Genomic DNA, 23499 nt, shown 5'->3' with positions numbered 1-23499 from the left:
ATATAAAGATGAGGAACGCAGTATGAAAGCTTTGTTGATAGCATCTCTATGTTCGGTAGCGTTAGTTGGGTGCTCTAAATCAGCAGCGCCTGATAGCGTAGTATCGGATGATCAATTCGTAACTTATCAGTGCGAGTCTGACGCTTCATTTAAGGTGGCTTACCTTGGTAATGAAAAAGCGGTATTACGTTTGCCTGACAATGAATATCGCTTGACTCAAATAGCGGCAGGCTCAGGAACGAAATACATCTTAGATGATGGCACCTCTGAATTGCTCAACAGCGTTACTTTGCGTACTAAAGGTGACAACGCACGTCTAGAACTTGGCCGTGTCGTCTATAAAAATTGCCAAAAGTAAGTCATAGTTACCTGCTGAAATTTACAAACAGTTAAGTGAGGGATTATGTCCCTCACTTTTTCTTCTCTCCCTTTAACGTTAGACTTTTTATGAGCAAAAAACTCACTATTCTCGATATTGCTAAGCTGTCCGGTGTTGGTAAGTCAACCGTATCTCGTGTTCTGACCAATGATCCAAAAGTGAAACCTGAAACCCGTGAAAGGGTGGAAAGAGTAATTCAAGAATCTGGGTACACGCCTTCAAAGTCTGCGCAGTCTATGCGTGGTGGCAGTCAGAAAGTCATCGGCGTGATTATTTCTCGTTTGGACTCTCCTTCTGAAAACAAGGCTGTTAGCACTATGCTGACCGAATTGTATCGAGCGGATTACGATGTCGTGATCATGGAAAGTCAGCTAGATAGAGAAAAAGCCAATGAGCACCTTCAGGTACTCAAGCGTCGCAACGTAGATGGCATCATTGTGTTTGGCTTTACGGACTGTGATATTCCAGCGATCGAAGCATGGGAACACAAAGCGGTGGTGATTGCTCTGGATACCGAGAACGTGACGTCGATTAACTATGATAACCAACAGGTGATCAATAGTGCGTTAACGCATTTAGCAGATCAGGGGATCTCTGAGGTTGGTTTCATTGGCGTTGATCCAAGTGATAAGTCAACCGGTGAACTGCGTCTTAAGGCTTATCTTGAGTGGTGTAAAAATACTGGTTTGATTGCGAATTATCGTACTGGTCAACTTCATCATGAAAGCGCTTATCAGCTGGTGGATGAGGTTCTTACCCCTGTAACTCAAGCTATCGTGTGTGCCAGTGACACAATTGCCCTCGGCGTAATCAAACGCCTGCAAGAGCTACAACGTGAAGATGTGGTCGTCACCGGCGTTGGTGGTAATGATCTTCTCTCTTTCTTGTTCCCGCGAGTATTTAGCATTGATCCTGGGTATCAATCCGCGGGTAAATTGGCCGCTAATCTATTGATATCCCAGCTTTTAGGCAATGCTGAGATCTCTCATCACACCCAATCACCTATTCTATAATCTACTCAATCAAGCGAAATTGAACCGCTTAGATTAAAATTAGAGTGTGATCTCTTTCAATTAATGGGACTGTTCCCATTTTAATTTATCATTCATGTGGGCATTATAATAATCGTGATTGGGAATGTTCCCATAAATCTAAATCTGAGTAGCTATAGCTGCATGGTTTAGATGAGTAATTGAATGAAACCAGGGTGGGGTAGTATGAGTAAGATAGCGAAGCAAGACGTTGCGCGTCTTATCGAGTTAGTCGGTGGCAAAGAGAACATTGCGAGTGTCAGCCATTGTCTGACTCGACTGCGTTTTGTATTGAATGATACAGAGAAAGCGAACAAAGCAGAATTAGAGAAGCTAAAGCTGGTAAAAGGCTGCTTTACTAACGCAGGTCAATTCCAAGTGGTTATTGGCACCGAGGTTGATGAGGTGTACGCACTTCTGATTGAGCAAACAGGCAAAGATGCATCATCAAAAGATGAGGCGAAACTGGCGGCTCGTCAGAATATGAACTTCCTTGAGCGTGGTATCTCCCATTTAGCCGAAATTTTTGTACCACTTCTGCCTGCCATTATTACGGGTGGTTTGATTCTTGGTTTCCGTAATGTGATTGGCGACATTCGCATGTTCGACGGCAAAACCTTGGTTGAAATCAGTCAATTCTGGGCAACCGTTCACTCATTTTTGTGGCTGATTGGCGAAGCTATTTTCTTCTTCCTACCGGTTGGTGTGTGTTGGGCAACGGTTAAGAAACTCGGCGGAACGCCTATTTTGGGTATTACGCTCGGTGTGACCTTGGTTTCTCCACAGTTGATGAACGCTTACATGATAGGTAAATCGGTACCTGAGGTGTGGGATTTTGGCTTGTTCGTGATTGAGAAGGTCGGCTACCAAGCGCAGGTGATCCCTGCGATGTTAGCGGGTGTGGCTCTGGCCTTCATTGAGACCAATCTTAAGCGCATTGTTCCTTCTTATTTGTATCTTGTTGTGGTGCCATTTGTCTCGATCATCTTGTCTGTGATTCTAGCGCACGCTTTCATAGGCCCATTCGGTCGTATGTTAGGTGATGGTGTGGCATTTGCTGCCAAGGTGGCAATGACAGGTGACTTCGCGATTCTTGGCTCAGTGGTCTTTGGCTTCCTATACGCACCTTTGGTGATTACGGGGATTCACCACACAACCAACGCTGTGGATCTGCAACTGATGCAAGATCTTGGTGGCACACCTATCTGGCCTTTGATTGCGCTATCAAACATTGCACAAGCTTCTGCGGTTGTCGGCATCATTATTTTGAGTAAGCGGGAAGGGGAACGAGACATCTCGGTACCAGCAGCAATCTCAGCTTACCTAGGTGTAACGGAACCTGCGATGTACGGCATCAACCTTAAATACAAATTTCCAATGCTGAGCGCAATGATCGGCAGTGCTGCGGCCGCCGCGATTTGTGGCAGTGCCGGTGTGATGGCGAATGGTATCGGTGTTGGTGGCTTACCAGGTATCTTATCGATTCAACCGCAATATTGGTCGATTTACTTAGTCGCGATGCTGGTGGCAGTTGTACTGCCGATAACGCTGACATTGTTCTTCTATAAACGAGCACAGATGAAAGGCGAGCTAGAAACCGCCAACGCGTAATGCATTTAACAAGCGATGACTTCAAGTGAGTCATCGTTTTTTCTCTTAGGAATAATACCAATCGTAGTAACTAACTGGTCATCCTAGCTGGTTAAAACGCTCGATAACTGCGTTATAATTTTTGATTGTAGAATAACTACTTATCAAAAAATTACGCCTTGTTCTCAAGCCTTTTTCCTGCGCTATTTCTGAACACTTACTTACTGTGATTGGTATAACGGCTATTCGACCATGATTTTCATGGTGATTTTTTATTTATATTTTCTGGTAAGTGAGTGTTAGAGATGGCGATGACTGAGCATGATGAAAGTTGGTGGAAAACCGCAACCATCTATCAAATCTACCCAAAGAGCTTCTGCGACAGTGGTAGTAAAGGTACTGGCGATATCAAAGGGATCATTTCGAAACTGGATTACCTTAAACATTTGAGCGTGGATGCGATTTGGCTAACCCCAGTTTACGCGTCACCCATGATCGACAATGGTTACGATATCTCCGACTACTACGCGATTAACCCTCAATTCGGCACCATGGAAGACTTCGACCTGTTACTGTCTGAAGCCCACCAACGTGGCATCCGTATCGTGATGGATATCGTGGTAAACCACACTTCAACCGAGCATGCATGGTTCCAGTCTGCATTGGGTGACAAAAATAGCCCATACCGCGATTACTACATCTGGAAAGACCCAGTAAACGGTCAAGCACCAACTAACTGGCAGTCTAAGTTTGGTGGTAATGCATGGGAAATGGATGAGGCCACTGGGCAGTACTTCTTACATTTATTTGCGAAAGAACAGGCCGACCTCAACTGGGAAAACCCTGTTGTACGTGAAGAAGTAAAAGACGTTATCAGCTTCTGGGCTGAAAAGGGCGTTGATGGTTTCCGTTTAGATGTGATCAACCTGATTTCAAAGCAGCAAGATTTCCCTAATGATGATATCGGTGATGGTCGCCGTTTCTATACTGATGGCCCACGAGTGCATGAATATCTAAAAGAGATCAGCGAAGCGGTATTTCAGAAATACGGCAGTGTTACGGTTGGCGAGATGTCTTCAACCACGTTGGAACATTGTCAGCAATACTCAAACATTGATAACAGTGAGTTGTCGATGGTGTTTAACTTCCACCACCTTAAGGTTGATTACACCAACGGTGAGAAATGGACCAATGCTCCGTTCGATTTCTTACAGCTCAAGTCGATCTTCAATCACTGGCAAACAGGTCTGAATGGTAAGGGGTGGGGAGCACTGTTTTGGTGTAACCATGACCAACCGAGAGTAGTGAGTCGCTTGGGTAACGATCAACAATATCGTGTTGAATCGGCCAAAATGTTGGCTGCTTCTGTGCACATGATGCAAGGCACACCTTATATCTATCAAGGTGAAGAGATTGGTATGACTAACCCTGGTTATACCGACATCAGTCAATATCGTGATGTAGAGAGCACCAATATGTACGACATCATGGTTAACCGTGATGGTGTGGATCATGAAGATATGATGGCGATTTTAGCGCAGAAATCTCGTGATAACTCTCGTACGCCAATGCATTGGAACAATGAAATTTACGCAGGCTTTTCACAATCACAGCCATGGTTAGATGTTGCTAATAACTACACCGAGATCAATGCCGAGCAAGCGTTGGAAGATAAAGACTCTGTTTTCTATTTCTACAAGAGTTTGATTGAGTTACGTAAAGAAGTGCCAGTGATTACTCATGGTCGTTATCAAGACCTACTGCCTGAGCACCCATCCATTTTTGCGTATGTTCGTGAGAGTGAAGGGCAAACTCTGCTATGCATTAACAACTATTATGGCGAAGAAACAGAGTGTGTTTTACCTGAGCGTTTTGAGATGATGAAGGCTAAGAGCCTGTTATCCAATTATCAAGTGGGTGATAGTTTAGTTACGTCTCATCACCAAGTGCTACGACCTTACGAGACTCGTATTCTCTTGATTGAAGATTAGCCTCGTTACGATTTCAATAAACCTAATTCTCAGTCCCCCTAAAGATTTAGGTTTCAACAAAGGCTTTGGAGTGCTCCCAAAGCCTTTTTTATTGTTTGCGGTTAGCCTGCGGTTAAGCTTAGGTTTAGTTAACCTAGGTCAAGGCTAGCTAATCGAGGTCAGTCTTGCTGCTGATTCTTCGATATTCGATTGCTCTACAGACATCAATTCAATTTGTTCAATTAAGCCGATGCTTGGGTTAAACCAGCGCTCTGATGATGTGCCAAATTCTGCTGAATCCATACCTTCACAGTTGATGTAGTAGGTGTTTTTCTCTGTTAGGTTCGCAGCTTCGATTGATTTATCAGAGATCTTAAAACTCTTACGTACGCCAGTTTCTTCAATCTGTTGTTGCCATGTGACTCGGCATGAGGCATCAGCTGGAAGACTTGATACCCATGAGTGGTCTTCAAAGTCATTTAGCATGTTAGCGACCGCTTCACCATCTAACGTCACTTGCAAAGAAACGGTTTCCTCACTGATATTAATGATTGGGTTGCTATCTTTTACGTCAGTTCCTTTTAAACGGAAAAGTGGGCTGCTGTACATCACTGCTGTGATGTATTGGCTACCAATAAAGTAGGCACTGGTGATTTCGTGTAGACCGCGGTCGGGGCCTGCAAAATAAATGCTGCCGTCTTCTTGTGTACCTTCAACATTCGTCATGATGTCTTCAGAAACATAAAATTCGGTGATGCCGTAATTGATGAGGTCATTGATAACTTGAACCACCGCTTCATTGCCGGTCTCTTCTTCTAACCTCGCAATAATGAATTCACCACTTAAAGGCGTGAAGTTCATCGTCATCACGCCTTCAGTCTGACCATCTTTGGTAAATGAGTAGCCTAATGTTGTTACTGGTTTTGGGGCAAATGCAGAGCTCGCAATCGGGTAATCCACCTGATTACTTGGACCTTTATTACCACCAATTGAACCAGAAGAAGAGCTACCTCCGCCGCCACAGCCATAAAGAGCAAAGAGAGAAGTCGCAAGCAGCGTCATGGATTTTTTCATGTTGAGCATTCCTAATATAGTTGGCCTAGAGCGGCCTGATGTTTTTAGGAATGCTATTGTTGAGAGGGCTAATAGGGCAAAAAACGAAGATACATAAGATCTTAATTTATATTTAAATTATTGTTTTTAAATGCTTTATATTTCTTTATTCGGAAAATTGATGGCCGACACTCGTGCAGTAGTTAAGCATTAGGTTTTCCCATTGCTTGATGATCAGTGGCTCATTGATGCTCAATTTTAGATTTTTCCAAGGCTGGAGACAGGTCGATTTCGACTCCGGTTTGGATAAGCGAGCAAACAACTCTTCTGAAGGAACCACTCGCAATAACGCCACCAAGGATTCCATGTAGTTGAGGCGAAACTTATCCATGTCCCCTTGCTTGTAAGCAATATGGGAAATCATCATGTAGACCAGTGCGTTTTCGATGGTCGAGTTACCCGCAGTGTTGGTCAGAAACTCTTTCGCAGTTTGCAGATCTCTTAACTTAAAATGAATGATCCCAAGCCAAAGTTTGAGCTCGTCGGGAATCAACTTAAAGCGTGTTTGCACAAGGCTAGTGAAACTGATCAGTCGCTGGTGGTCAGTCTCAAAGAGCGCCATTTGTCGTGCGATCAATGTTGAAGTCATTACGTTGAGTGGCACACTATCTAGCTTTAGCGTTGGTTCGTTAAGCAAATGGCTGAGCTCTTTATCACTGACAGACCACTCTGGTGATAGTGGGGCAGGCAAAGCAAAGTAGTTTGCCAGCTCTCGATTAATTTCCATTAGGCTTTCACTGAGGGTGTCAATCTCTATTGAATAGACCCACGAAAGGCAAGCTTACCTGAGCTTGGATAAATAAGGCTGACTTTAGCCGCAAGGCGTGTATCGATTTCCTGATCTTTTAATTGAATATTGAGCAGGTAATCACTGGTGCGCATGTTCTTCGCACCCGGAAAGAAAGGTGTGCTGTCTATTGGGTCAACGAAGTAACTCGGCGCATCTTGGTTGGCTAAATCGGTATAAGCGTATTCAATTTGCTGTTGAAGCAGCAGCGCTTTAACGGCTTTGCGATGCGTTCTCGCATTATCACCAATGGCATCGATGCGGTTCAGTAATAGCTCAACCTTAGGAATCAGCCTCTGTGTACGTTCTAGCTCTGAGGCTTGGTTTGACGAGTGCCAAAACATATAACCTAGAGTTGTGGTGCTTAGCAGCAACACAGCAGAGAATGACAGTAACAAAAGGTTTAGAGGTGATGTCTTTCGGCTGGCCTGAGGTGGCTCGGTTACTTCTGTAATTTCGGCTGATGTATTGGCCAAACTCACTGAGCTCGGATTGAGGAAGTATCCTTTGCGTGGATAGGTCACCAAGATCTTGGTGGCATCGCTTTCTGGTAGGTGTTTTTGAAGTATTGAACGTAAGGTACTGATTCGGTTTGTCAGAACATTTTTGGAAATGAAGTTACTTTGCCATACCGATTCAATGATGTACTCGGCAGAGAGCGGTTGACCAACGCTGGTAAGAAATAACTCTAAGAGCTCGATAGAACGAGGTTCTAAATCAATGACCTGCTCGTCGCAGCTTAAGACTCGTGTGTTGGGGTTGAATTCCAAGCCTTCAATGTAAATAGAGGCTTGTTGGTCTTTGGCGCTAGAGAGGTAATCTTGCATAGAAAAGGCGACGGTTTATAAAACCTAAATTCTAGCTGTTTTTGTTATTAAAAACAGCTAGTAATTCATAGGGTGATTAGTATTAAGACGCGTAATTCACCGAGTAGCGAGTTGGTTTGTGGTTCATTGCCAATACGATGTTCAATACTGCGGTGCCTAAAACAGATACGGCAATCACCCAAGGTGATACAAAGAAGAACGATGCAAACAGAATACAGGCATCAATGGCCATTTGGGTTTTGCCTACTGAGATACCGTAGCGATCTTGAATGAACAGACACAATACGTTGAAGCCACCCAAGCTTGAGCGATGACGGAACAATATCAACATGCCTAAGCCCATTAATAAGCCGCCAGCGACTGCACAGTAAATTTCATTATGAACGTCTAACGAAATCACCAAGTATAAATGGTCGGCAAATACAGACACTAAAGCACCAGAGATGGCACTGCTTATTGCGAAGTGACGGCCAAATCGTTTCCATGCCAATAGATAGAATGGACAGTTCGCAATAAAGTACAGAATACCAAAGGTTACTGGCGTAAATTGACTCAAAAGCAGAGCCAAGCCAGTCGTGCCACCAGTAAGCAGGTTTGCTGACTGTAAAAAGAAGACGCCTAACGCCACTAAAAACGTGCCAGTGAGGATTGCTACCCAATCTTCTTTACGTGTGTGCTTTTCCATCGTTTTTATAATTACCTATCCAATAAAGGCGAGTATAGTAGATAAAAACCTTAGCTTTCGGTAGCTAGAGGGGCAAAATTAAGGTAAACCTATGTAATCTGCGTTTTACAGGGTGTAAATCGTAAAATTGACAGTAAGCGTCATCTTTGGTTGGATATGCTTAATAACCATGATGAATCTTATATGTGATTATGAAAAAACTGCATGATAAAATTGCAATTAGCTCTTTATGACCTAGATCAAATTATGTAGAATGCGTCACATCAAAACGGTGACGGAAACGTTTGCTTTCGGTCGTTGTGTGGTTTTTTTGAAACTTTCAGTACAATCTGAGTCAGGAGATACAGATGCTTAAGCGTGACATGAACATTGCTGATTACGATGCGGATCTATTCGCAGCTATCCAAGAAGAAACTCTTCGTCAGGAAGAGCACATCGAGCTTATCGCTTCAGAAAACTACACAAGCCCACGTGTAATGGAAGCTCAAGGTTCTCAACTTACAAATAAATACGCTGAAGGTTACCCTGGTAAGCGTTACTACGGTGGTTGTGAGTTCGTAGATAAAGTTGAAACTCTAGCAATCGAACGTGCGTGTGAACTATTTGGTGCGCAATACGCGAACGTACAGCCTCACTCAGGTTCTCAAGCGAACAACGCTGTGTACATGGCGCTACTAAACGCTGGCGATACGGTTCTTGGTATGAGCTTAGCGCACGGTGGCCACCTAACTCACGGTTCTCCAGTAAACTTCTCTGGTAAGCTTTACAACATCATTCCTTACGGTATCGATGAAGCTGGCCAAATTGATTACGAAGAGATGGAAGCGCTAGCTATCGAGCACAAACCTAAGATGATCATCGGTGGTTTCTCAGCTTACTCTCAAGTTTGTGATTGGAAGCGCATGCGTGAAATCGCTGACAAAGTAGGTGCTTACTTCTTCGTAGATATGGCTCACGTTGCTGGCCTAATCGCTGCAGGTGTTTACCCGAACCCAGTTCCACATGCTCACGTTGTAACGACTACAACGCACAAAACGCTTGCGGGTCCTCGTGGTGGTCTTATCCTTTCTAACGAAGGTGAAGATCTTTACAAGAAGCTGAACTCAGCAGTATTCCCAGGCGGCCAAGGTGGCCCTCTAATGCACGTTATCGCTGGTAAAGCAGTAGCGTTCAAAGAAGCTCTAGAGCCAGAGTTCAAAGAATACCAAACTCGCGTAGTTGCTAACGCAAAAGCAATGGTTGCTGAATTCCTAGCGCGCGGTTACAACATCGTTTCAGGTTCTACAGAGAACCACCTGTTCTTAGTTGACCTAATCGACAAAGACATCACAGGTAAAGAAGCAGATGCAGCACTAGGTTCAGCTAACATCACAGTTAACAAGAACTCAGTACCAAACGATCCACGTAGCCCGTTCGTTACGTCTGGTATCCGTATCGGTTCTCCTTCTATTACTCGTCGTGGTTTCTCAGAAGCAGACGCGAAAGCTCTTGCTGGCTGGATGTGTGACATCCTAGATAACATGGGCGATGAGTCTGTTATCGAAGCGACAAAAGCAAAAGTATTAGAAATCTGTAAGCGTCTACCTGTTTACGCTTAATTCTTCTTCGTAGTAATTTGAACTTCGTTGTCGGGCATGCTCACTTACATCCGTAAGCTCCGCGTGCTCTCCTAGAATTTCAAACGACTACTTTGAAAGACGATGATATTAGAGGCTCCTTTTTTAGGGGCCTTTTTTTGTATCTGTAGGTATGAGAGTTGGGTTATCTGAGAATACAGAAAGGCGGGTACTAAAAAGGGTTGATGTTTGCACATCAACCCTTTGTGGCTTTCTTGTGTTGGTTCTATTTTCTGATGCTAAGCAGGGTGCCAGACTTACACTTGAATGAGTAATAATGGCGGCTCTCGTTGAACTTACCTAAGCCTTCGCCATCACAGTAGTCGATATTGATATCGCGCATCACTTCTAGCGTGTCTTCGCTGTTTAAAGCGAATTTAGAGCCATCAGAACAGACAATACGTACTCTTTCATCATGGCTTACTGAGTAAATATCGACTTCGGTGTTACACAGTTCAAAAGAGGCTTCACGAAAGTTGTCTTGCTGTGTATTTGAAGCGCAACCTGCCGTCAGTGTTGCAGCGAAAACTGCCAAAAGTCCGAGTCTTTTCATTGTTAATCCTTCGCTATCATCAGATTTGGTGATGAGTTTTATATGCTATTTTAGGTAGCCTATACAACAATACGCTTTGGTTCAAGGAGCGTTCGTTGACTCTAAGATATAAAAGTATAGATGTAGACAGATAATTTATAACTGGCTAACTACATGTTTATTAAATACGTATCACCAACAAAAAAGACCAACGCTGAGGTTGGCCTTTCAAATCAAGCTTGTTTTAAATGACTATCGAAACTGTTTGGCTTCGGCAAGGAACTCAAAACCAGCAGACGCGAGTTTAGCGATCAATGCTGCTTTGTCGATTTCGTAGAAGTTAACCACTCGGTCCAAGTCACCGCCGAAGTCGTCACGTAGCTTCATGTTGACGATGCTCATCAACATTACAGGATCCATCTTTTCAAAGTTAGCGAGGTTCATATTAGTCCTCGAAATCTGAGATCAGTAGGTTAGCTGCGGCAAATGCAGCGCTATCTCTTGTTTCTTTAGGAAGAGACTCATCCGCAGCAAGGTCATTCAATGTTTTTACCGCGCAGGTGATCGCTTTAGGAATATAGCCTTGGTCGCCACTGCCTATTTGAGAATACAGTTCACGCACCAAATCACAACAATCGTATACTTTCATTTTTATACCTAACCAAATGATAACTGATCTCAATATACACATAGAGATAAGCAAAAACAAAGTAGATCTGATTAAGTTCAGGGTTAGTTTGTCCTTGCTCAATATCTCATTTTGTTGATGTTCTATATATCTATTGGTTAGCTCTTGCCGCTTAGCTCGATTTTTACGATTCGCTGGTATTTATTGAGTAGCTTAGTATCTACTGATTAGTCGGATATTTGCTGTTCAAGCTGATAAGTGACTTCATCAGCTAAGTTGAGCTGCTTTGCCAACTCTTTGAGATACGCCTTTTCCATAAAGTTCTGCTCGTCGGCCACAATCAAAGAGGCTAAGTAGATCTCACTTGCTTGTTGAGGTGAGGTTGCTAGCTGAGCGATCTCACTTGGGTCGAGTGGCTTGTGCAATTCTTCAGACACCAATTTAGTCAGTTGATAATCCGCGCCCATGTTCTCGACGGCTTGTTCTATCTTAGCCATCTCTTCTTCATCAACATGTCCGTCGGCTTTGGACGCGGCAATCATCGATCTTAGAATCAGTACGCTATGGTTTGAATCGTTCTCATCAAATTGAGCCTGTTCGACATTCGGTGTTTGGCCTTGTTTAGATTGGTAGTCGTTATAGACCTTGTAAGCGAGAGCGCCAAGAGCCGCTGCGCCACCAATGCCGGCTGCTTTCTTACCTATCTTCTTGGTCTTCTTAGAACCCATTAACGCACCTAAGAGTCCGCCGCCAACTGCGCCTGCCCCGAAGGCGCCTAGTGTGCTCTTACTGCTACTCTTGCCATTGCTGTTACTGCCTTGAGAGAGGCTACTTAAACTCGAAGATCCTTGGGAAAGCTTCTGAGTACCTTGTTTAACGAGATCTGACTTAAGTGCTTGGTTAAGTAAGCTTTTGATATCCATCGATACCTCCAATGTAAATGTGTCAAAGAGTAGTTGAAACCAATATACGGATATAAAGATGAACAGGGGATTAACTTACGCTATTTACTTTACTGATAAACAGGAGCGAGTTTGAAGAGAAACGACAGGCACAAAAAAGGCCACCTAATGGTAGCCTTTCAATATCTAACTAAATATCTATTAGCAGCTAGCTAGCAATAGGATTACTTCGCTAGTTGAGCTTTAAGGTGCTCGATAACCGTGTCCATTGCGATAGCTTCTTTATCACCAGTACGACGGTTTTTGTATTCGAAGTTACCTTCGTCCATGCTGCGATCACCGATAACGATAGTGTGAGGAATACCCACTAGCTCGATATCTTTAAACATAACACCTGGACGTTCTTTACGGTCATCAAATAGAACTTCGATACCCATAGCCGTTAATTCAGCGTATAGCTTCTCAGCGGCTTCTTTAACGCGCTCAGATTTGTGCATGTTCATCGGTACGATAGCAACTTGGAACGGCGCTAGTGCGTCTGGCCAAGTGATACCGAATTTATCGTGGTTTTGCTCGATAGCAGATGCAACAACACGTGAAACACCGATACCGTAACAACCCATTTCTAGGATTACGCTCTTACCATCAGGACCAAGCACGTTACAGTTCATTGCTTTAGAGTAAGTATTACCTAGTTGGAATATGTGACCAACTTCGATACCACGCTTAAGTTGGATAGTACCTTGACCACATGGGCTAAGGTCGCCTTCAACTACGTTACGTAGGTCTTCAACTTGAGCAAGCTCTACGTCACGACCCCAGTTAATACCGAAGTAGTGTTTACCGTCTACGTTTGCACCAGCGCCAAAGTCGCTCATTACAGCAACAGAGCGGTCAACGATGAATGGTAGCTCTAGGCCAACAGGGCCAAGTGAACCTGGACCTGCGCCAACAAGTGCGCGGATTTCTTCTTCAGAAGCCATCTCTAGTGGAGAAGCAACCTGTGGAAGGTTTTCTGCCTTCACTTCGTTAAGCTCGTGGTCACCACGGATGATTAGAGCAATGATATCTGCTTCTACTTCATCAGATGCTTTAACGAATAGAGTCTTAACTGTCTTCTCGATTGCTAGACCGTGTTGTTCTACAAGCTCAGCAATTGTTTTTGCGTTTGGCGTATCAACCAGTTCCATCTCTTGAGTTGGCGCTGCAACTTCTTCAGTAGGAGCTAGTGCTTCTGCTTTCTCGATGTTCGCTGCGTAATCTGATTCAGAAGAGAATGCGATTAGGTCTTCGCCGCTTTCAGCAAGCACGTGGAACTCTTGAGAGCCACTGCCGCCGATTGCGCCTGAGTCTGCCAATACTGGACGGTACTCAAGGCCCATGCGGTCGAATGCTTTACAGTAAGCATCGTGCATCGCTTGGTAAGACTTTTCTAAGCCTTCTTTGTCGATATCAAAGCTGTACGCATCCATCATAGAGAATTCACGTGCACGCATTACGCCGAAACGAGGGCGGCGTTCATCACGGAATTTAGTCTGGATTTGGTACAGGTTTAGAGGTAGCTGTTTGTAAGAGCTGATCTCGTTACGTACTAGGCTCGTTACAACTTCTTCAGCTGTTGGGCTAAGAACAAACGGACGAGAGTGACGGTCTGTGAAACGAAGTAGCTCAGGACCCATCTTTTCAGAACGGCCAGTCTCTTCCCAAAGCTCAAACGGTTGAACTACGGGCATCAAGATTTCAACGGCACCTGCATTATCGATCTCTTGGCGAACGATATTTTCGACTTTACGCAGTACACGTAGACCAGTAGGTAGCCAAGTATATAAACCTGAAGCTAGCTTACGGATCATACCTGCACGTAGCATCAGCTGGTGGCTGATAACTTCTGCGTCGTTTGGAGTCTCTTTCAGAGTAGAAAGAAGGTAGTTACTGGTACGCATTCTATGGTATCCGTTTCATCATTGATAAAAGAAAATTTGCTGCAGTTAGTTACGACAGCAAATCTGATATAGCCGCATATAATATCAGCCTATTTGGGATCTCAAAAGCGTTCAATGTCGGTAACATTGATGAAAAGCGTTTCAACAACGAATTTCACGTTAAGATCGAACAAATTTACCGCATATTCCTTACTGTCTGGCTTGCCTTTCTTATAGGCGGGTCTTGGATCTTGGCCTAGCACTTCTTTGATCACCTGAATGATATGGCGCGCCTGTGGGTGACCAGACAGCTTACTTTGGGCTTGCTGCGAGAAGTTCACATCTAACACTTCAGGTTCATCGGCGGCAAACCCTCCTAGAGCATCGGGAATCGAATCCGAGTAGGGGATATAAGGTTTGATGTCGATGATAGGCGTACCATCAACGAGATCAACACTGCCCAAGTCTAACCAAGTTTGTCCCTTTTCTTGAGACACACCTTTGAGCTCAACCGCAGACATGCCTATTCCATTCGGCCTAAAAGTGGCACGCGATGCAAAAACACCGATACGTTCATTACCGCCAAGTCGAGGTGGCCTCACTGTTGGTTTCCATCCTGCTTCAAGGTTCTTATCGAACAAAAACAACAACCACATATGGCTAAATTGCTCAATATCACGAACAGACTCAAGACAGTTTGCTGCGTCAACCAGCCTGACTCTTGAGGTGGATGTGGGCACCAATCTAGGCTGCCTTGGTACCGCGAACTTCTCTTTATAGGGAGACTCTATAAAGCCAATAGGTTCAATGGAGTACATGAGTGGACGTTCTCTAATTACGATCTATGGCGGAAAAATATCACAAAATCGCTTGTCTTTCTTTTGATAATAATTATCATTTGGGATGTTATAACGTATCGATTTAATTATTTAGGGAAATACAATGAAACCGAATATTCACCCGGACTACCGCACAGTAGTGTTCCACGACACTAGTGTTGATGAGTACTTTTTGATTGGCTCAACGTTGAAAACAGAGCGTACTATCGAATGGGAAGATGGCAATACTTACCCTTATTTCACGATTGAAGTGTCTGCAAAATCGCATCCTTTCTATACGGGTAAACAGAGAGTGCTACATAAAGAGGGGCGTGTTGCTAACTTTACTCGTCGTTTTGGTCAATTAGGTAAGGGAGTTAAATAATGAAAGTTGTTAAATCACTTAAAAGTGCGAAAAGCCGTCACCCAGATTGCCAGATAGTTAAGCGCAGAGGGCGTCACTATGTCATCTGTAAATCCAATCCAAGGTTTAAAGCGGTTCAAAAATAACCGTCAATATGATGTGACACGTGTGTAAAAACGAGGGGAAAGTCAAACTTCATTCATTTGCCTGTTTTTCTTTTCCTTCGAGAGGAACCTGACCGGATATTGATTGTGATTTTAGGGTATGGTGTGTTTTATTTTCAAATGAATCAATGGGTTATATTGTGAGTTATATTTCTAGTGAATGCATTGTTGTGAATTATAAATCTGGTTTTTGTGTTTAATGTAGATTTATTTGCTAATTAATTGTTTTAATAGAGTTAAAAATCATCGTTTGTTACACATTTTGTAACATTTTGAATTTCTAATTGATAATTTTGTCGCGTACTCTTCGCTGGCAATTTGAACATTTTTGTCACAATTGCACAGGAATCACTACAAGGAGGGAACTGATGAGTTCATCAGCTTCAATAAAAAACAACTCGCCAAAGAAACCTATTTTTACCCGCTTTCTCGATGGCGTTGAATATTTGGGGAACCTTTTACCCCACCCAATCACTCTTTTCGCAATCTTCTGTGTCGCAATCCTAGTCTCTTCAGGAATTGCTGGTTACTTCGAAGTATCTGTAATGGATCCTCGCCCAGAAGGTGCTAGCGGTCGTGCTGCTGATGGCATGATCCACGTTGTAAGCTTGCTTAATGCTGAAGGCTTACAACTCATCGTAACTAATTTAGTTAAGAACTTTGTTGGCTTTGCGCCACTTGGTACCGTGCTTGTTGCAATGCTAGGTGTTGCGATTGCTGAACACTCAGGTCTATTATCTGCGGCAATGCGCGGCATGGTAATGGGTGCATCTCAGCGCATGGTTACTGTAACCGTGGTATTTGCCGGTATTATCTCTAACACGGCTTCAGAGCTTGGTTACGTAGTACTTATCCCTCTTGCAGCAATGCTTTTCCACTCATTGGGTCGTCACCCATTAGCAGGTCTGGCGGCAGCATTTGCTGGTGTATCTGGTGGCTATTCTGCAAACCTACTTATCGGTACGGTTGACCCACTGCTTTCTGGTATTACAGAAACAGCAGCACAAATGCTTGATCCATCTTACTCTGTTGGCCCTGAATCAAACTGGTACTTCATGTTTGTTTCGACTTTCTTTATCTCGATTGCCGGTGCATTGGTAACTGAGAAGATTGTTGAACCTAAACTGGGTAAATACAATGACGAAGACGCATCTGAAGATCTTTCAAATGACTCAATGGGTAAGCTGACTGCTGTTGAGAAGAAAGGCCTTAAGCTTGCAGGTGTTGCTGTATTAATCGTGAGTGCTCTTTTAGCTTGGACTGTGGTTCCTGCAGACGGTGTTCTACGTTCAGAGGCAGGTACGATTTCAGGTTCTCCATTCCTGAAAAGTATTGTCGCGTTTATCTTTGTATTCTTTGCTATTCCTGGCTTTGTTTACGGCAAAGTTACTGGTTCAATGAAGAATGACCGTGATGTGATTAATGCAATGGCAACGTCTATGTCTTCAATGGGCATGTACATCGTTCTTGTATTCTTTGCTGCACAGTTTGTTGCTTTCTTTAAGTGGACGAACTTTGGTCAAGTGGTCGCTGTAGGTGGCGCAACATTCCTTCAGGATATCGGCCTAACGGGTCCAATGTTGTTCTTCGCATTCATCTTAATGTGTGGTTTCATTAACCTGATGATCGGTTCAGCTTCTGCACAGTGGGCAGTAACGGCGCCAATCTTCGTTCCAATGCTAATGCTAGTAGGCTACGCACCTGAAACGATTCAAGCGGCTTACCGTATCGGTGATTCAACAACGAACATCATTACACCAATGATGAGCTACTTCGGTCTTATCCTTGCCGTAGCAACTCGCTACATGAAGAACCTAGGTATCGGTACACTGATCGCGACAATGTTGCCTTACTCAATGGTATTCATGTTCGGTTGGAGTATCTTGTTCTACCTATGGGTCTTCGTATTCGGTCTACCAGTAGGTCCAGGCGCTGCAACGTACTACACGCCTTAGTGAACTGTGATAGGCGAACATTTCGAATCGCTTATTAACTGAATAAAAGACGATATACCCAAGAGCCTGCATCAATGCAGGCTCTTTTTGTTTGAGTGAGTAACCTTACAATCCCGCAAACCGATAGGTGACGCCTAGTTCGAATGACCAGCCCAAGTCTCGTTGTATCAACACGCTGTCGCTGTCGCTGTCGTGATGAATCAAGTCTGCTCGAGTGATACCAATCCAAGTTGGCGTGAACTCATAGAGCCCGATTAACCCCGCTTGATAAACAAACGTCGACCCAGAATCAAACTGATTCAGTCCTGAGTATGAAGCTTCGGCGTTGGAAATACTGTAAAGATGATTTGAGAGCTTTTTGTCTCGATAGTCGATTTCTATGTAGGGCGTGATAGTGAATGGCTGTGTCCAGGTTTCTAACGTTCTACCTAAGTGAAGCTGAACTTCGTAGCCGTTATGCTCTGAGGTCACATCGTGTAAATAGGTGAGGCGTGCACCTACCGTGCCTAAGGTTATCCCTAACTCTCCATTGCCATCTCTGTCTTGAATGCCGTTAGGTAGGTCCACAAAAGTGTCTGACACTTCAGCAAAGCGCCAATTTCCAGATAGCCCGACAAAAGGCAGCAGTTGCCAATTGGCTAGGCTGCCATCAATAAAGCCTTTCGGGCCGGAATAGAATAGGTTGGGTGTTACTCCGAATTGAGGAGAACTTTTAGTGGAGAATACACTTTCACCATAGGTGATGCTGCCTCCGATGATTCCGAACTCTTTATCTGCAAAGTTTTCATCGGCAAAGCCTTCATCAGCAAAAGAAACTTGGGTGCTGCAAAAAACAATGGATAGTGAGAGGGTGATTCGACGAATCATAAGCAATACTCCGTTATTGTAATAAATATCAAGAACGGAGTATGTCGATTAAAATTTCATCGGGGCTACAGCGATTAAGAGACGACTTCTAAAGTTGCCGTCATTCAAATACTGCGGTTAGCGGTTAGCGTTTAGCTAGCAGGCGATCGAGGTGGTTTGCGAACTCACGACGGTCGGTTTGAGAAAGGGTGCTTGGTCCGCCAGTTTGAATACCACTTGAACGCATAGTATCCATAAAATCACGAATGTTGAGACGCGCTTTGATGGTTTCTTTGGTGTAAAGCTCGCCGCGAGAGCTTAAAGCAAGCGCACCTTTGGTGATCACTTCATCAGCCAGAGGGATGTCAGAGGTAATCACTAGATCGCCGGGTTCAGTGCGTTTTACTATTTCATCATCTGCAATATCAAATCCGCTTGGTACTTGAATTGAATGAATGTTATTACGCTTGGGAACGGGAACCAAATGGTTCGCGACAAAGGTACATTCCACCCCTGTGCGCTCAGCTGCACGTACGATTGTTTCTCGGATAACCTTGGGACAAGCGTCCGCATCAACCCATATCTTCATAGTGTTCTATTTCTCTGTTAGCTTATTTATCGGTCAACTTATTGCTCAGTTGCCTTATTGACCAGTTAACTTACTGTTCAGTTAACTTAGCTTCAAGCGTGGCAACGCGAGCGGTAAGTTCAAGGATTTGCTTTTCCAGTTGGCTAACGCGATCAAGTGCCGGCTCTTCTTGTGTCGCGACTTCCACTTTAGGTACGCGATTCGCGCTTTTCCAGCTCTTGATGGTTGTAATCAAAGCCGGCATTGGAACGGATGTACTCATACGAGCTTTCACTAAAGCAACTGTTGGCTCTTTCCCTTGTGCTTGCAGTCCTTCAAGCACTGATTTCAACTCTTCAGACACATCTTTTGTCAGCATGTTGACCTCCATTTTTAGTATTTTGTCATTTTACTCGCTCCAGTGAATGATAGCGAATCATAAAACAGCCCATCGCGTGTGAGAGATCTCTTACAAAGGCTGTGAGATAACACAAATAGTTATCTAGAGAGATTGATATGCATATGGTTAAGCTTTTGAATTTTAATTGTTTTATATAATTAACAACTTTCTTGAATTCAAAATGTGATGCAAATCTATTGTCCGAAATCCTAAATCGCGTAAATTAAACCTTGTCGGAAGGATTCTGACACGGAACAGGAAAGCCCCAAGGATTTGGTTATCTTCAGGATGAAGATTTGGTTACTTAGGATTGAGTGGTCAAGCATGGAGCGTAAGGACATTGTAGGGATACATTCAGTTAACAGGAAGTTGGCTGCAACGGAATGACAATGGACACCTTTAGGATTTAAAGGGTTGGATTAGCATCAGGACGATGTAAAGGACACCGCTCACGGAACAAGTGATGTGCGCTAACTAGGATCGTTAGCTTTCAGGATGATTGGACACCGCTAGGACGGCGAAGTAAAGGAAAGAGCTGAAGGATTACAGCCACTATTATGGATGATGCATGGAGCATTTATTAGTAGCCGGACTGCTGCGAGTAAGACCCTAGCCCTGACACTTCGGTGTCGGGGCTTTTCTTTATCTGAGGCTTTTCTCTATCTAGGGGCTCTCTTTAATTCAGGAGCTTTTATCTAAGAGCGCGACATTTGCTTTTCTGCTAATGGTCAACACAAGGAGTGTTTTATGACGATAGCAACCTCAAGAACGCTGTTAGTACCTTATACTGAACAGCTACAACACGACTTTATCAAGTTGAATTGCTGCCCCATTAATCGTGCGGAAATGAACGGGCCGCACTCTATTGCCTCTGCAAAACACCTATTTCAAGAAATACTGAACGACAACGTCGGTTTCTGTCGTGCAATTATCCATAACCAGACCCGTGAATACCTTGGACATTTGTTTGTTTCGTCTGAGGAAGGGAAGCATGAACTGGGATTTATTCTAGACAAGGAGTTTTGGAATCAAGGCCTTGCTAGCGAAGTGCTAAAACCTTTTTTTAGTTTGGTGTGCTTTGAAGAGCACCTAACGAATGTTGTCGCGACCGTTAATGTCGGCCATAACCCATCGATTAAGTTACTCGAAAAGTTAGGCTTTGCATTTAAAGAGACCAAACAAGATCAGTTTGGCCCTTTTCATGAATATAGTTATACCGCGTATTGCGACGTTACATTCTATGAGGCTGTAGCTCAAACCGCATAGAGCGGAAGCCTACCATTGTCAGTTTTCCTTGGTACAGGTCATCACCTAATGCGGAAAACTCAAATTGGTACACAGTATGCCAGCGCCAAATGGTCGTTAGCTCATGGCGCATCTTAAGTTTATGACCACTGAAGGCGACACTTAATAATTGCAGGTCTAGCTCTTTACACTTTCTCGCAATGGCAGCTTTCGCAAGCTCTGATTGCCTGCGCTGCTGCCAAAATAAAAAGCAAAAGAAGCACAGAAACAAAATAGCCAATAAGTTATCTATCATTTAATCCATACTTCCTTTTTATCTCTATTCCAATTGTAATTACAGCGTATTTCAACGAGCTCTAGAGCAAGCCCGCTCTTGAATTAGTCGTCAGTCCGTTATTGAGACTTAGTCGCTTGTTGTAACTCAATTAATGCGTTTGCGAGCTCAGGTGATGGGTTCGAATTCAACAAGGGTAAAAATACCATTCTTAGTGTCGGAATCATCACTAAATCTGCAAATAACTGATTGAACAGGTTTTGATTCCCCGTTTGTGCGAGACGCAGCAAGAATTGCTCAGCAATCGCAGGGTCTTGCAGCGCGTGCCAGCTGCGACCCGCTAAACCAATCAACACTTCTTGGTGACTCAAGCGTGGACTAGCCAGAACTTGGTTAATGATGTTATTCGCGATCCTTTGTTCTGCACCGGAAAGGGCACGAACCAAGGCTGAAAGTAAGAATAAATCAGGCTCTTTACTTGCGATCTCATGCTCTGCAAGCTCTTGTAAGCGTTGCGCGAGTTTGTCATTGATTTGTGTATGTTCAAGCGCACCTAACGTTGCGTATAGCGGTTCTGATGGCAGCTTATTAATGGCTTTGCGAATTGATACACCGTTTTGTTGGCTTCCTAAACGCGCGCACATATCTGTGATGCCTTGTAGACCAACCGTTTTCCAATTATCCCAACCAAGCTCACCAGTGAAGTAATGTTGAGCGTGTTCGTAATATTGGCTCGTCGCTAAGTCTAAACCTGCTCTTACTTGGCTATGGAATACGGCCATTTTGTCTTCAGAAGGCTTAAAGGTATAAGGGTTGTTTGACAGCTTTTGTTGTTGCTCTTCGCTGATATCACCGTTCAAACGCGTGCCCATTGCTTCGATAACAAACTTAAGAAAATTACCCACATCGCCTTGATGTAATAGGCCTCTTTCGTCCAGTTTGAATTTTAGAAACCAAATCCATGGCTGTTTGTGTTCGTTCCAGTAGCTAATGGCTAAGTGAGCTTGTTTCTGAAGTGGAAACGGGTATGGCTGTTTCCCTTGCTCAACATCAGAGAATAGGGTGTTGTCGATTTTCTGGATACGACGACCTAAGTCGTAGATGTCGTATTGGCAACCGCTATTCTTTAGCAACTGAGTGAGCGTGTGAATGGTTTCCATAGTAATAAAGCTCCTAACTTTCTTTCCTAAATAGATGGTACTCTATGCCCCAATTTCAAGGTCACTAGATAAATAACTTGGTGAAAAATGACAGCTGCCACAAAGTTACCTCTTTTACTTCAACAATTAGAACAACAAATGCGCCACTGTTCTCTGTGGAGCACGCTTCCACCCTCGGATGAGGCGCTTGCAAGTGTTGAACCTTTCGCGATTGATTTGCTACAACCGGAAGAGTGGTTGCAGTGGATCTTTATCGTAAAGATCAACGTAATGATGCATGCCCAAATGAGCCTACCGAAAGGCTTTGCGATTCATCCCTATTTTGGTGAAGTGTGGAAAAATGAGGCAGACAAAGCTGAACTGCTAGTGACGATTCTGAGTATTGATGAGGTATGCGCGTAATGTTAGAGATCATTTATCAAGATGAGTATTTTGTCGCGGTGAATAAGCCTGCGGGTATGCTAGTGCATCGCTCATGGTTGGATAAACACGAGACTCAATTTGTTATGCAGACACTGCGCGATCAAATTGGTCAGCACGTATTTCCTTTGCATCGTTTAGATCGACCAACATCTGGTGTGTTGGTGTTTGCACTGTCGAGTGAGGTTGCTTCTGAGGTGATGCCGATGTTCGCCAACCATGAGATGCAAAAGACTTATCATGCGATTGTTCGTGGTTGGATAGAAGAGGGCGATACGCTCGATTATGCACTCAAGGTCGAGTTGGATAAGATCGCAGACAAGTTCGCGAAAGAAGATAAAGAACCACAAGAGGCCGTCACTGTTTACGAGCCGTTAGCGAAAGTTGAAGTGCCGTATTCAACAGGCCGTTTTCCTACCAGTCGTTACTGCTTAGTTGAGATGATGCCAAAGACAGGACGTAAACATCAGCTGCGTCGTCACATGGCTCATCTAAGACATCCAATCGTTGGCGATACTTCGCATGGTGATGGTCAGCATAACCGACTGTTTCGTGATGATTTAGACTCACACCGTCTGTTGCTGCATGCTTCTGAGTTGCGTTTCATTCATCCTTTCACTAAAAAAGAGTTAGTGATGAAGGCCAGCCTAGATGAAACGTGGTTAAGGTTATTTGAAACCTTTGAGTGGGATACCAACTTAATTGATGCTCAAACATGTTTGTCTAAGTAATCACACGCGTTTAAGTGAATAAAGAAAATAGAATAAAAAACAAAGGGCTGATAGTGATATCAGCCCTTTTTGATGTCTGTACGACCTTAACGGCATAACTAATGTTGGCTAGTTAGCCGTTAATCGCGGGATCATTTTAGCTTTTCTAGATCGGCTTCGATCTCAGCGATCTTACTTGATACCACTTTCTCTAGGTGGCGTAAGTCGGTAAGGATCTTCTGCTTCACATCCACCTCAGCCGTTGGTGTAGGTTTAGTGATCTTGTTGAGCTCATCAATCACAAGAGTGAGGTTGCGGTTAATCTCTGTCACTTCTTTGTATTGATTATTACCACCGCTAACAAGCACACTTTTTACTTGTCGTGGGTACTTAAACTTAACGCTTTTCGCGAACAGTTCACCTTTCTGCTTACGAAAGTAAATCTTCAGGATATCTTTGTGCGCTTCTTGGCGAAGGGAGTAACGTTCAATCTGTTTAGGTTCGTGGATACCTAAGCCAGTGAGGTTTGGATACATAAGCGACCTCTAGGTTATGAATGTAATACTTTTATGTAATTGACTTGATCAATGTAG

General features: G+C 43.8%; 25 protein-coding genes and 1 pseudogene. 11 read left to right on the top strand and 15 right to left on the bottom strand.

What is annotated here, in order from left to right:
- Positions 1 to 22: 22 nt before the first annotated feature.
- The 4 genes from IHV80_RS12445 (at position 23) to treC (ending at position 4991) form a co-directional block, all read left to right on the top strand.
- Complete coding sequence (locus IHV80_RS12445) at positions 23 to 358, top strand: MliC family protein (RefSeq protein ID WP_192889244.1); 336 nt, start codon at positions 23 to 25, stop codon at positions 356 to 358.
- An 89-nt stretch (positions 359 to 447) separates the two neighbouring features.
- Positions 448 to 1392, top strand: a complete 945-nt coding sequence (treR, locus tag IHV80_RS12440) for a trehalose operon repressor TreR (RefSeq protein WP_192889243.1) — start codon at positions 448 to 450, stop codon at positions 1390 to 1392.
- Positions 1393 to 1596: 204 nt separating this feature from the next.
- On the top strand, positions 1597 to 3021 hold the full coding sequence (gene treB / locus IHV80_RS12435; RefSeq protein ID WP_032499611.1) for a PTS trehalose transporter subunit IIBC: 1425 nt from the start codon (positions 1597 to 1599) through the stop codon (positions 3019 to 3021).
- Between the two features lie 284 nt (positions 3022 to 3305).
- Complete coding sequence (gene treC / locus IHV80_RS12430) at positions 3306 to 4991, top strand: alpha,alpha-phosphotrehalase (protein WP_192889242.1); 1686 nt, start codon at positions 3306 to 3308, stop codon at positions 4989 to 4991.
- A 144-nt stretch (positions 4992 to 5135) separates the two neighbouring features.
- Here treC and IHV80_RS12425 read toward each other — a convergent pair whose 3' ends face one another.
- From IHV80_RS12425 to IHV80_RS12415, 3 genes and pseudogenes are all read right to left on the bottom strand, one after another.
- On the bottom strand, positions 5136 to 6044 hold the full coding sequence (locus IHV80_RS12425; RefSeq protein ID WP_192889241.1) for a hypothetical protein: 909 nt from the start codon (positions 6042 to 6044) through the stop codon (positions 5136 to 5138).
- Positions 6045 to 6145: 101 nt separating this feature from the next.
- Positions 6146 to 7697, bottom strand: a pseudogene (locus IHV80_RS12420) (winged helix-turn-helix domain-containing protein).
- Positions 7698 to 7779: 82 nt separating this feature from the next.
- The gene (locus IHV80_RS12415) at positions 7780 to 8382 is read right to left on the bottom strand and encodes a YitT family protein (protein ID WP_017106296.1); all 603 of its coding nucleotides are present in this window, start codon (positions 8380 to 8382) and stop codon (positions 7780 to 7782) included.
- Positions 8383 to 8729: 347 nt separating this feature from the next.
- Here IHV80_RS12415 and glyA point away from each other — a divergent pair, with 347 nt between their 5' ends.
- Positions 8730 to 9980, top strand: coding sequence for a serine hydroxymethyltransferase (glyA, locus tag IHV80_RS12410; RefSeq protein ID WP_102279424.1), 1251 nt, complete (start codon positions 8730 to 8732; stop codon positions 9978 to 9980).
- Positions 9981 to 10224: 244 nt separating this feature from the next.
- Here glyA and IHV80_RS12405 read toward each other — a convergent pair whose 3' ends face one another.
- From IHV80_RS12405 to tsaA, 6 genes are all read right to left on the bottom strand, one after another.
- The gene (locus IHV80_RS12405) at positions 10225 to 10551 is read right to left on the bottom strand and encodes a hypothetical protein (protein ID WP_076652442.1); all 327 of its coding nucleotides are present in this window, start codon (positions 10549 to 10551) and stop codon (positions 10225 to 10227) included.
- A 231-nt stretch (positions 10552 to 10782) separates the two neighbouring features.
- Complete coding sequence (locus IHV80_RS12400; protein WP_102435086.1) at positions 10783 to 10974, bottom strand: DUF4250 domain-containing protein; 192 nt, start codon at positions 10972 to 10974, stop codon at positions 10783 to 10785.
- A 1-nt stretch (position 10975) separates the two neighbouring features.
- Positions 10976 to 11179, bottom strand: a complete 204-nt coding sequence (locus IHV80_RS12395) for a YaeP family protein (RefSeq protein WP_192889240.1) — start codon at positions 11177 to 11179, stop codon at positions 10976 to 10978.
- A gap of 206 nt (positions 11180 to 11385) precedes the next feature.
- A complete protein-coding gene (locus tag IHV80_RS12390; RefSeq protein ID WP_192889239.1) occupies positions 11386 to 12081 on the bottom strand; it encodes a tellurite resistance TerB family protein in 696 nt (231 codons plus the stop codon).
- Positions 12082 to 12284: 203 nt separating this feature from the next.
- Positions 12285 to 14003 (bottom strand): proline--tRNA ligase, encoded by a 1719-nt coding sequence (locus tag IHV80_RS12385; protein ID WP_016767589.1) that lies wholly within the window; start codon positions 14001 to 14003, stop codon positions 12285 to 12287.
- A 101-nt stretch (positions 14004 to 14104) separates the two neighbouring features.
- Complete coding sequence (gene tsaA, locus IHV80_RS12380; protein WP_192889238.1) at positions 14105 to 14800, bottom strand: tRNA (N6-threonylcarbamoyladenosine(37)-N6)-methyltransferase TrmO; 696 nt, start codon at positions 14798 to 14800, stop codon at positions 14105 to 14107.
- 124 nt (positions 14801 to 14924) lie between these two features.
- Between tsaA and IHV80_RS12375 the strand changes: the two genes are divergently transcribed.
- The 3 genes from IHV80_RS12375 to IHV80_RS12365 all read left to right on the top strand — a co-directional run bounded on the left by IHV80_RS12375 (position 14925) and on the right by IHV80_RS12365 (position 17283).
- The gene (locus tag IHV80_RS12375; protein ID WP_017086223.1) at positions 14925 to 15185 is read left to right on the top strand and encodes a type B 50S ribosomal protein L31; all 261 of its coding nucleotides are present in this window, start codon (positions 14925 to 14927) and stop codon (positions 15183 to 15185) included.
- Positions 15185 to 15310, top strand: a complete 126-nt coding sequence (gene ykgO, locus IHV80_RS12370; protein ID WP_010436457.1) for a type B 50S ribosomal protein L36 — start codon at positions 15185 to 15187, stop codon at positions 15308 to 15310. The genes IHV80_RS12375 and ykgO overlap by 1 nt, the downstream gene beginning before the upstream one ends.
- 386 nt (positions 15311 to 15696) lie before the next feature.
- A complete protein-coding gene (locus IHV80_RS12365; protein ID WP_192889237.1) occupies positions 15697 to 17283 on the top strand; it encodes an AbgT family transporter in 1587 nt (528 codons plus the stop codon).
- A gap of 105 nt (positions 17284 to 17388) precedes the next feature.
- On the opposite strand, the gene IHV80_RS12360 is transcribed toward IHV80_RS12365, so the two are convergent.
- The 3 genes from IHV80_RS12360 to IHV80_RS12350 form a co-directional block, all read right to left on the bottom strand.
- Complete coding sequence (locus IHV80_RS12360) at positions 17389 to 18150, bottom strand: MipA/OmpV family protein (protein ID WP_192889236.1); 762 nt, start codon at positions 18148 to 18150, stop codon at positions 17389 to 17391.
- Positions 18151 to 18274: 124 nt separating this feature from the next.
- On the bottom strand, positions 18275 to 18718 hold the full coding sequence (locus IHV80_RS12355) for a YaiI/YqxD family protein (RefSeq protein ID WP_004734361.1): 444 nt from the start codon (positions 18716 to 18718) through the stop codon (positions 18275 to 18277).
- Positions 18719 to 18788: 70 nt separating this feature from the next.
- Positions 18789 to 19076: a hypothetical protein gene (locus IHV80_RS12350; RefSeq protein WP_017110392.1), complete on the bottom strand. Its 288-nt coding sequence runs from the start codon at positions 19074 to 19076 to the stop codon at positions 18789 to 18791.
- 768 nt (positions 19077 to 19844) lie between these two features.
- Between IHV80_RS12350 and IHV80_RS12345 the strand changes: the two genes are divergently transcribed.
- A complete protein-coding gene (locus IHV80_RS12345; RefSeq protein WP_192889235.1) occupies positions 19845 to 20363 on the top strand; it encodes a GNAT family N-acetyltransferase in 519 nt (172 codons plus the stop codon).
- Here the strand turns inward: IHV80_RS12345 and IHV80_RS12340 are convergent.
- Both IHV80_RS12340 and IHV80_RS12335 read right to left on the bottom strand, forming a co-directional pair.
- Complete coding sequence (locus tag IHV80_RS12340) at positions 20329 to 20637, bottom strand: DUF3301 domain-containing protein (RefSeq protein WP_019821602.1); 309 nt, start codon at positions 20635 to 20637, stop codon at positions 20329 to 20331. The two genes, IHV80_RS12345 and IHV80_RS12340, sit on opposite strands and share 35 nt — an antisense overlap.
- A gap of 98 nt (positions 20638 to 20735) precedes the next feature.
- Positions 20736 to 21776 carry a DUF3549 family protein gene (locus tag IHV80_RS12335; protein ID WP_192889234.1) on the bottom strand — a complete coding sequence of 347 codons (1041 nt, stop codon included), beginning with the start codon at positions 21774 to 21776 and terminating at the stop codon, positions 20736 to 20738.
- A gap of 87 nt (positions 21777 to 21863) precedes the next feature.
- On the opposite strand from IHV80_RS12335, the gene IHV80_RS12330 reads away from it, so the two are divergent.
- Positions 21864 to 22178 carry a YqcC family protein gene (locus IHV80_RS12330; protein WP_192889233.1) on the top strand — a complete coding sequence of 105 codons (315 nt, stop codon included), beginning with the start codon at positions 21864 to 21866 and terminating at the stop codon, positions 22176 to 22178.
- A complete protein-coding gene (gene truC, locus IHV80_RS12325) occupies positions 22178 to 22927 on the top strand; it encodes a tRNA pseudouridine(65) synthase TruC (RefSeq protein ID WP_192889232.1) in 750 nt (249 codons plus the stop codon). Before IHV80_RS12330 ends, truC begins: the two co-directional genes overlap by 1 nt.
- Positions 22928 to 23058: 131 nt before the next feature.
- Here the strand turns inward: truC and IHV80_RS12320 are convergent, their stop codons facing one another.
- Positions 23059 to 23442 carry a DUF3461 family protein gene (locus tag IHV80_RS12320; protein ID WP_004734354.1) on the bottom strand — a complete coding sequence of 128 codons (384 nt, stop codon included), beginning with the start codon at positions 23440 to 23442 and terminating at the stop codon, positions 23059 to 23061.
- Between the last annotated feature and the right edge of the window lie 57 nt (positions 23443 to 23499).

Origin of the sequence: Vibrio bathopelagicus (assembly GCF_014879975.1) — a bacterium.
Classification (GTDB): domain Bacteria; phylum Pseudomonadota; class Gammaproteobacteria; order Enterobacterales; family Vibrionaceae; genus Vibrio; species Vibrio bathopelagicus.
Note: the sequence above shows the minus strand (reverse complement) of the source record. Positions and strands in the feature narration are given on the sequence as shown.

Coding starts and splice junctions, on each gene's coding strand:
- IHV80_RS12445 (WP_192889244.1), top strand. CDS start 23: ATGAAAGCTTTGTTGATAGCATCTCTATGTTCGGTAGCGTTAGTTGGG.
- treR (WP_192889243.1), top strand. CDS start 448: ATGAGCAAAAAACTCACTATTCTCGATATTGCTAAGCTGTCCGGTGTT.
- treB (WP_032499611.1), top strand. CDS start 1,597: ATGAGTAAGATAGCGAAGCAAGACGTTGCGCGTCTTATCGAGTTAGTC.
- treC (WP_192889242.1), top strand. CDS start 3,306: ATGGCGATGACTGAGCATGATGAAAGTTGGTGGAAAACCGCAACCATC.
- IHV80_RS12425 (WP_192889241.1), bottom strand. CDS start 6,044: ATGAAAAAATCCATGACGCTGCTTGCGACTTCTCTCTTTGCTCTTTAT.
- IHV80_RS12415 (WP_017106296.1), bottom strand. CDS start 8,382: ATGGAAAAGCACACACGTAAAGAAGATTGGGTAGCAATCCTCACTGGC.
- glyA (WP_102279424.1), top strand. CDS start 8,730: ATGCTTAAGCGTGACATGAACATTGCTGATTACGATGCGGATCTATTC.
- IHV80_RS12405 (WP_076652442.1), bottom strand. CDS start 10,551: ATGAAAAGACTCGGACTTTTGGCAGTTTTCGCTGCAACACTGACGGCA.
- IHV80_RS12400 (WP_102435086.1), bottom strand. CDS start 10,974: ATGAACCTCGCTAACTTTGAAAAGATGGATCCTGTAATGTTGATGAGC.
- IHV80_RS12395 (WP_192889240.1), bottom strand. CDS start 11,179: ATGAAAGTATACGATTGTTGTGATTTGGTGCGTGAACTGTATTCTCAA.
- IHV80_RS12390 (WP_192889239.1), bottom strand. CDS start 12,081: ATGGATATCAAAAGCTTACTTAACCAAGCACTTAAGTCAGATCTCGTT.
- IHV80_RS12385 (WP_016767589.1), bottom strand. CDS start 14,003: ATGCGTACCAGTAACTACCTTCTTTCTACTCTGAAAGAGACTCCAAAC.
- tsaA (WP_192889238.1), bottom strand. CDS start 14,800: ATGTACTCCATTGAACCTATTGGCTTTATAGAGTCTCCCTATAAAGAG.
- IHV80_RS12375 (WP_017086223.1), top strand. CDS start 14,925: ATGAAACCGAATATTCACCCGGACTACCGCACAGTAGTGTTCCACGAC.
- ykgO (WP_010436457.1), top strand. CDS start 15,185: ATGAAAGTTGTTAAATCACTTAAAAGTGCGAAAAGCCGTCACCCAGAT.
- IHV80_RS12365 (WP_192889237.1), top strand. CDS start 15,697: ATGAGTTCATCAGCTTCAATAAAAAACAACTCGCCAAAGAAACCTATT.
- IHV80_RS12360 (WP_192889236.1), bottom strand. CDS start 18,150: ATGATTCGTCGAATCACCCTCTCACTATCCATTGTTTTTTGCAGCACC.
- IHV80_RS12355 (WP_004734361.1), bottom strand. CDS start 18,718: ATGAAGATATGGGTTGATGCGGACGCTTGTCCCAAGGTTATCCGAGAA.
- IHV80_RS12350 (WP_017110392.1), bottom strand. CDS start 19,076: ATGCTGACAAAAGATGTGTCTGAAGAGTTGAAATCAGTGCTTGAAGGA.
- IHV80_RS12345 (WP_192889235.1), top strand. CDS start 19,845: ATGACGATAGCAACCTCAAGAACGCTGTTAGTACCTTATACTGAACAG.
- IHV80_RS12340 (WP_019821602.1), bottom strand. CDS start 20,637: ATGATAGATAACTTATTGGCTATTTTGTTTCTGTGCTTCTTTTGCTTT.
- IHV80_RS12335 (WP_192889234.1), bottom strand. CDS start 21,776: ATGGAAACCATTCACACGCTCACTCAGTTGCTAAAGAATAGCGGTTGC.
- IHV80_RS12330 (WP_192889233.1), top strand. CDS start 21,864: ATGACAGCTGCCACAAAGTTACCTCTTTTACTTCAACAATTAGAACAA.
- truC (WP_192889232.1), top strand. CDS start 22,178: ATGTTAGAGATCATTTATCAAGATGAGTATTTTGTCGCGGTGAATAAG.
- IHV80_RS12320 (WP_004734354.1), bottom strand. CDS start 23,442: ATGTATCCAAACCTCACTGGCTTAGGTATCCACGAACCTAAACAGATT.